The sequence below is a fragment of the Mycobacterium gastri genome (assembly GCF_002102175.1).
In the GTDB taxonomy this organism is placed as follows: Bacteria; Actinomycetota; Actinomycetes; order Mycobacteriales; family Mycobacteriaceae; genus Mycobacterium; species Mycobacterium gastri.
In genome coordinates this window covers 84,866-92,609 of record NZ_LQOX01000109.1, presented here as the reverse complement: position 1 = coordinate 92,609, position 7,744 = coordinate 84,866, and the positions used below count along the sequence as shown (strand labels likewise).

At 62.7% G+C, this 7,744-nt stretch carries 3 protein-coding genes and 1 pseudogene; 1 reads left to right on the top strand and 3 read right to left on the bottom strand.

The genetic code is table 11. From position 1 onward, the window contains the following. Both AWC07_RS13675 and AWC07_RS13670 read right to left on the bottom strand, forming a co-directional pair. Positions 1–1,089 (bottom strand): annotated as a pseudogene (locus AWC07_RS13675) (AMP-binding protein); the annotation flags it as partial. Positions 1,090–1,432: 343 nt separating this feature from the next. After that, positions 1,433–3,277, bottom strand: a complete 1,845-nt coding sequence (locus tag AWC07_RS13670; protein ID WP_167380073.1) for a carbamoyltransferase family protein — start codon at positions 3,275–3,277, stop codon at positions 1,433–1,435. 381 nt (positions 3,278–3,658) lie between these two features. On the opposite strand from AWC07_RS13670, the gene AWC07_RS13660 reads away from it, so the two are divergent. Continuing rightward, entirely contained in the window at positions 3,659–5,626 is a 1,968-nt protein-coding gene (locus tag AWC07_RS13660) for a RiPP maturation radical SAM C-methyltransferase (protein ID WP_167380072.1), read from the top strand. A 774-nt stretch (positions 5,627–6,400) separates the two neighbouring features. On the opposite strand, the gene AWC07_RS13655 is transcribed toward AWC07_RS13660, so the two are convergent. Then, positions 6,401–7,438 (bottom strand): zinc-dependent alcohol dehydrogenase, encoded by a 1,038-nt coding sequence (locus AWC07_RS13655; RefSeq protein ID WP_084293432.1) that lies wholly within the window; start codon positions 7,436–7,438, stop codon positions 6,401–6,403. Between the last annotated feature and the right edge of the window lie 306 nt (positions 7,439–7,744).

The window sequence follows — 7,744 nt, the reverse complement described above, 5'->3', positions numbered from 1 at the left end:
TGTCCCGCTACCGGCCACATACAACTCCCCCACCACACCCGCCGGCACCGGCCGCAACCACCCATCCAACACAAACAACCCCGCCCCCGGCACCGGCACACCAATCGGCGGCGCCCCCGAACCCGCCTCTAACGGAGCGCTGATCGACGCATAGACCGTCGTCTCGGTCGGACCGTAGGCGTTGACCATCACCCGCCCCGGCGCCCAACGATCCACCAGCCCGCCCGGGCAGGGCTCCGCAGCGACCACCAACGCCGCCGACTCCAACCCCTCCGGCGCCAACACCCCCACCGCAGAAGGAGTTTGACTCAACACGCTGACCCGTTCGGCAACCAGCAACGCATGAAACTGCTCCGGCGACCGCGTCACCAACTCGGGCACCACCACCAAACACCCGCCATGCAACAACGCACCCCAGATCTCCCACACCGAAAAGTCGAAGGCATACGAATGACACTGCGCCCACACCTGCCCCGACCCCAACCGCACACCCACCTCAAGACCGTCAAACAGCCCAGTCACATTGCGGTGGGTCACCGCCACCCCCTTAGGCACCCCCGTGGTCCCCGAGGTATAGATCAAATAAGCGATCTCATCGCCACCCGGCGCCGGCAACGCGGTACCGGATTGGGCGCCCACAGCAGGATCATCGACATCAATCACCACCAACTCATGCCCGTCCAACCGCGAACACAACCCGCCCATGGTGACCGCGGCGATCGGCGCGGCATCGTCAACCATGAACCCAATCCGCGCGTCGGGCAACGCCGGATCAATCGGCAGATACGCCGCCCCCGTTTTGAGCACCGCCACCATCGCCACAATCGCCTCAACGCAACGCGAAAACACCAGCGCCACAAACCCACCCGGCCCCGCACCATAAGCAACCAGCAAGTGCGCCAACCGATTAGCGGCCTCATCGAGCTCCCGATACGTCATCGACCGACCCTCAAACCGCACCGCCACCGCATCCGGAGTCCGAGCCACCTGCGCAGCAAACAACACCGGAACCGACACCGACACACCCCCCGACCGGCTCAACACCGCCCGATTACCCCACCCATCCAGCCGAGCCCGCTCAGCCGCATCCGGGCCCACCCGGCCCTCCAAACCCGGCCGGCTCACCTGACCCAAAGCACTGGACGCCGCCTACGCGAGCTTTGAGACCGCCGCGAGGGCTGGCCGCAGGCTGAGCTGGTCATCGGTGCGCATCGGTCCTCCTGATCGGTCGGTCGGCCAGCAGTCGCACGAAGGGTGTCAGAATCCCACTGGAGCTATTCACTATCAGATTTTCGGGTTGCCTGAGCGCAAACGCCGGATGAAGTTTACTGTGGTTTTTCATTTTGAAGCGCATGGTATTGAAGTAGCCACTGGTGCGCGCCGAGTGCCGTAGCGCGGAGCCGAGGTCCGTCTCTTCGCGGTCCGGTTTCGACTACCGGGAACGGCTGATAAGGGTGTTCTCCAGGAACAAGAAGTCGATCCCCGTTCTGAGGAATGTCTCCAGGGCCTCTGCGGGGGTATTCACGATCGGTTGCCCCTTCACGTTGAAACTTGTGTTGAGGACCATTTCTCGACCTGTTGTGCGGCCGACGGCGCGAAGCAACGTGTGGAACGACGCATTGTCCCCGGAGCTAACCGTCTGTACCCGAGCCGAACCATTGACGTGCGTGACCGCCGGAAGCTGGGCACGATGTTCTTGTCGCACGTCCACGGTGATGATCATGTACGGAAGCTCGGTCATCGGCGGGACCTCGAACCAGCGATGCACCTGCTCGATCGTCACCGCCGGAGCGAACGGCCGGAACGCTTCACGCATCTTGACCATGGAGTTGATGCGACCGCGCATCTCCGGGTGTCCGGGATCCGCCAGGATGCTGCGGTGCCCCAGGGCACGCGGGCCGAACTCCATCCGGCCCCGGTACCACGCGAGGACCCGACCATCCCGAATCAGGTCGGCCGCGCGCTCGCACGCCGCCTCCAGTCCATCGAACCGTTCCACCTCGATCCGATCTGCCGCGCCGGAGATCGCTGATTCGATTGCGTCGTGCGAATGGGCGGGACCGAGAAACGGAACCGGGAATCGTCGATTAGGCAAATCCTTATGATGCAACGAAGCCCGGTGCAGAGCTGCCCCCAGCGCAGATCCGTCGTCACCCGCAGCGGGCTGAACGTAGATGTCGTCGAAAAGGCCGGACCGAAGCAGCTTGCCGTTCGCCGTGCAATTGAGCGCGACGCCGCCGGCCATCGCCAGCTTTCGCAAGCCGGTCTGTCGGCGGAAGTGCCCGCAGAGATGTTCCATGGCCCGGTCCAGGCCGGCCTGCAAGGCCGCGGCGACGTCCCGGTGGTCGTCGGTGATCGGGTCGTCCGGCATTCGCGGCGGACCAAGATGCTCAGCGAGATAGCGGCGTGTGACCAGCTGGTTCTCCCGCTCTTCGCGCGATTCGTTCAGAGTGAGCGGGGGAATCCGGATGGAACCGTTGGGACGCAGGTCAATCGCGTGTTCGAAGAACGAGCGGAACCGCTCCGGATCGCCGTACGGCGCCAGTCCCATGATTTTGTATTCGTCGGCCCCGAACTCGAAGCCGAGGTGCAGCGTCACGAGTGAATACAGGATCCCGATCGAGTGGGCCGCCGAGATTTCGTGAAGCTTCTCTAACCCTCCCGCACTCGCTCGATAGACGGTCGCGCTAACCACCTCGCCCATGCCGTCGATGACCACGACCAGGCATTCGTCAAACCCTGACGTGAAGTAGGCGCTCGCCGCATGCGCTTGGTGATGGCCGACGTGATGGAACCGGTCCGCAGGGAAGCCCTTCAGATCTCGCTCGACGAGGCGGAGAAGTGCCTCGCGGGAATAGACTTCGCGGTACAGCTCCGAGGCAACCGGGTCGAGCGAGAACAGGGGCCGGTAGGGTTCGTAATCAAACCCGTGCGCCAGTTCGTCAACGTCCGCGAGCGCCAGGCCGGCCTCCGCTAGGCAGTACTCGATTGCCCGGACCGGGAACCGTGGGCTGTGCTTTTCCCTATTGAATCGCTCTTCTGCCGCGGCGGCCACGACCTGGCCGTCGACGACCAGGGCCGCCGCGGAATCATGTCCCTGCGAGATCCGATACTCGCGTTCGTCGAGCGATGGCCAGTGGGCTCTCTTGAACGGCATCGAATTCTCAAAGCCACTAATTCCCAAGATATTCATCCCAATTTTCCCCGCGAGTCGTGCCGCATCTCCTGGAATTGAGCTCGTCGTCCTCCCGCCATCGCAAAAGCCGAAGGTGGGCATCCCGTTTGGCGTCATGGGTCTCAGAACTGATGATGGCCGACCCGGACTCCTGGATCGTCATTGTGGCGTAACGGATGTTCGTGCGCCAATTCAGCACGCCGCCAGACATCACCTGGGCGATGACGGCCTATCCATATCGTCGACGACGGTGGTTCCGCTCACCGACTGGTGGGATGTTCCGGGTGGACCAGGTTCTCGACAGCGCCATATTGGGTCATCATCGTGACCCGGGAGGGCGGTCTGCACGGATCGTTCAGCTGACTCCGAATCCCGCCTCTGCCGGTTACGAGATCAGCGAATTTCCACACGAAACTGAGGAGCGCTACCTCTAGTCGCACCGCGCGACGTATCCTCTCTATGGGCGAGCAGGGTAGGGGTTGCGTGGAGCACCAGTCGCTGACGAAGGCCGCATCAAACCGCGATGCCGCGGATCACGATGTTCTTCTCGTCAGCATGCCGTTCGGTTCGCTGTGCGATCCCTCCATTGCGCTCGGACTGCTGAAGGCTGGTCTCAACCGGGCCGGAATTAGCTGCGCCGTTAGATATTTCACATTCCCATTCGCAGCGAAGATCGGGGCGCAGCTGTATTTCGAGCTCGCTAATGGGACGCCGCGGCTTACGGCGCTGGTCGGCGAGTGGTTGTTCGCCGAAGCGCTGTGGGGACCGGGGCGCCTAGACAGTGCCGCCTACGTGGAGGAGGTCCTACGGGATCGCGGGCGCGGCTCACGCAGTGATGACTTTTGGTCTTCGCACCGCTTCGCGGCTGATGCACCGGAGCGCGAGGAGTTCATCGAGGAAGTGTTGCGCGCCCACGTCGCGGTGGCGCCCTTCCTCGACGACTGCATCGACGAAGTGGTGCGCCGCCGTCCGCGGATTCTCGGCTTCACCAGTGTGTTTCAGCAGCAGATCGCTTCCCTGGCACTGGCATCACGGGTTAGGCAGGCCCTCCCGGAAACGTTTCTTCTGATCGGCGGCGCCAACGTCGAAGGCGCCATGGGCAACGAGGTGGTGCGCCAGTTCGACTTCCTCGACGCGGTGGTGTCGGGTGAGGCAGACGCGGTGTTCCCGCAGCTGGTGCTTCGAGTCCTGGCCGGTGAGTCCATTGAGGCCCTACCTGGCGTCCTGACTCGCCAGACCCTTTCGCTGGCCGACGAGCCTTCGACGGCACCATCGAACGAGCAAAACGGATTTGTTGACCTCAATGCACTGCCTTACCCGGACTATGACGACTTTTTCCAACAGTTGCACTTCGAATCTGACGTCGCCCCGGCGCCCGTTCGGGTGACGTTTGAGACGTCGCGGGGGTGCTGGTGGGGCGCCAAACACCACTGCACGTTTTGCGGTCTCAACGGCTTAAGCATGGCATACCGCAGCAAACGACCGCAGCGCGCGCTCGACGAGCTGATGGCGTTGAATCAACGCTACCCCGGCCGCGCAATCAGTGTCGTCGATAACATCCTCGACACGAGCTACTTCCGGACTTTTCTTCCTCTGCTGCGCGATAGCGTCACAGATCTGAACCTTTTCTACGAGATCAAGTCGAATGTCTCCAAGGATCAACTGCGCGTGCTGCGTGACGCTGGTGTCATCTGTGTGCAACCGGGCATCGAGAGCCTGAGCACCCACATCCTGCGGTTGATGCGCAAGGGCGTCACCATGTTGCAGAACATCCAGACGCTCAAGTGGTGCAGAGAATTGGGCATCGATGTGGCGTGGAATGTGATTTGGGGCTTTCCCGGTGAAACGGCCCGCGATTACGAGCAGTGTGCAGCATTGGTGCCCCTGCTGACTCATCTGCAACCGCCGGGTATGAGGGCGCCAATTCGACTCGACCGGTTCAGCCCCTACTTCGAACAGGCGCAGGACTTCGGCATCACCAACGTCAGACCGCATTTGGCCTACGAGCACCTGTACGACTTGCCGGCGCCGGCCATCGCAAACCTGGCCTACTTTTTCCGATTCGATTACGCAGACGGGCGGCAGGTCCACCACTACACAGCCCCGTTGCTCGAGCAACTCGATGCGTGGGCCCAGAACCACTCAACAAGCGAGCTCTTATACGTCGACAACGAAAATCACTTGTCGATAAGGGATCTTCGGCCCGCAGCGCGCCGACCGCATCATGTGCTCGACGGGCTGCACCGTGAGGTGCTTCTCGCATGCGACAGGGTGCACGGCGTGGCCCACCTTGAGGCCCTTGCCGAGAAGCACGGGGGCCCAGATACTCTGCCGGGCGTGCTCGCCGATCTGATCGACGCGGGTCTGCTGCTCACTGAAGATGGTCACTATCTGGCGCTGGCGCTGCCGGAAGGAAGCTATTCACGATTCACGCTGCGAGACCGTGATTGAACGATGTCAGGTGATGACGGACGATCTTGGCGGACCCTTTCAACCTGAATGAGGCTCCGTTAAACGGTGTTTGCTGAGCGCCCTCCGGTGTTTGGTCGGGTCGGTTGATCCACAAGATTTCGCCGGATCTGCGGTGGTTCGGACCAACCGAACTGCCTCGTCCCTGGCGGCAAGCGGATGAGCCTTATCCAGAGCGATGCCGACGACGAGTGCCTCGCCGAACATCTGGACACCCCGAGTACGGTCGGCCAACCGCTGGGCCCGTCCGGCAAGCGACGCCAGTCCGCCCAAGCTCGCGTAACGACGAATCACGGTGTGGTAGAGCTGATTGCGATGCTTAACGAAGATCTTCGACCGCCGAGAAAGCGCCCGCTCACATCTGGGAACAGCTCCGAGCCGATCAGCCACGCCTTGTCGGAAAGGCTTCATCCGGCCGGCGTCATCGGTTACCGGCGCAATCGCGGAGGTGATATACACCTTCTCAACTGAAATACCTTATGGCACTGGTCAATTACCCCAGCGATAGCCGTTGCGATCGGGGTGTCGGTGACCAAGCGGTTTCATATCGGCACTCCGCCCGGGGCAGAGGGATCACCACCGGCGCGAAAGTCCCACACCACGAGGCGATTTCGGTGTTCAAACCAGATCGGCTACCAACGGCCTGATCCGCTGCGCCAGGTCCGCCAGCGGCGAGGATACCTGCGTCGATGCCACCGATTGCCTCAGGCACGCCCTACGTGGCGGCCCGGCGCGGAGTTATCCCGGAGGGCTCGGTTAACCCTCCGCGAACTTTGGTGTCGACAAGGACGACAGTTCGTCCGCGGTATCAAGCAGAGCTTCGTCTTTGTCGATGTGTCGTGATGTTACCCAGTTGGCATCACCCGGAAAGGGAGTTAGAAAGCTTTTGAGATTTTCACCGACGTCGTCAGTGGCGAACACTTCGGCGAAGTCCTCTAAGGGGCGAGCGTCGTCGAATAGGTCGTCCAGGTCGTGGCGACGCAGAAACTCAAGGGATTCGGTGAACGAACCGTACGACACCGCCTCGAAAACCACCTCCTTACGCACGGCCGCCGCCAGATCGACTGCCACCGGAGCGGGGGGCCGACTCTTGAGGACGATGCGGCCGCCGGGACGTAAGACCCGGATGATCTCGTCGAAGGCCGCCGCGACCGGCTCAGTCTCGATGACGAAGTCGTAGGCATCCGTTTCCAGCGGCGCCGACGCGTCCATCCGGCACGTCTCGGCGGTCGAGAAGCCGGCAGCCACCAGCACGCGCTTGGTCAGCTCTGCGATCCGGCTGTCGCCATAAATCAGTCCGCGCTCCCCGGGCTGAATGCCGGCCTTCAGCACGGCAAGCGAGGCGCATACCGGTTCGGCGTAGGCACCTTCGGTGAAAGACAGCGCCTGCGGCAGATGATGGACCACCGCGGCCGGCACGGCAATGTACTCAGCAAAGGCTCCGTGCCGCGTTACTCCGAGGAACTGATAGTGCGGGCAGCATTCCGGCATGCCAGTGACACATCGGCGGCATGCGCCACATGGGATCGCCGGCATCACCACCACCCGGTCTCCGGTAGCAAACCCGTCATTGTCCCCGCCCGCCGCGACAACGCCGGCGAACTCGTGGCCAAGAATCACGGGGTCCGCACATGACAGCCTTCCCTGAGCGACGAAGACGTCGGTGCGGCACACACCGGCAACCTCGATCCGGATCAGGACCTCGCCCGGTTCCGGCGCGGGCACCGGCACCCGGCACATCTGCACCGTACGCCCTTGCTTTACGACCGCCCGCATCTCCGTCACCTCGCGCACGCCCCTTTCCGGGTGTGACGCCTTTCGGGCGCATGAACCATCTCGGGTTCCGGCGCTGTACGTATCGCACTGCGCCTTTGGTCGGTGCAGAGTGTACCCAAGAAATATGTAGGCGCAGGCAATTCGGCAAGACGTTCCCGCGGCGGCGCGGACGGCACAGGATGCCGGGGTCCCGCCAGCAGACCGCCAAATGTATAGGCATGCATAGGATTTCGATCGATGTGCCAGTGCTGAGCAGCTGCGCGACGAGGTCGCTGGTGGAACGCGACGGATACTCGGGTGGATCAACGCGGCAACAACACCGCC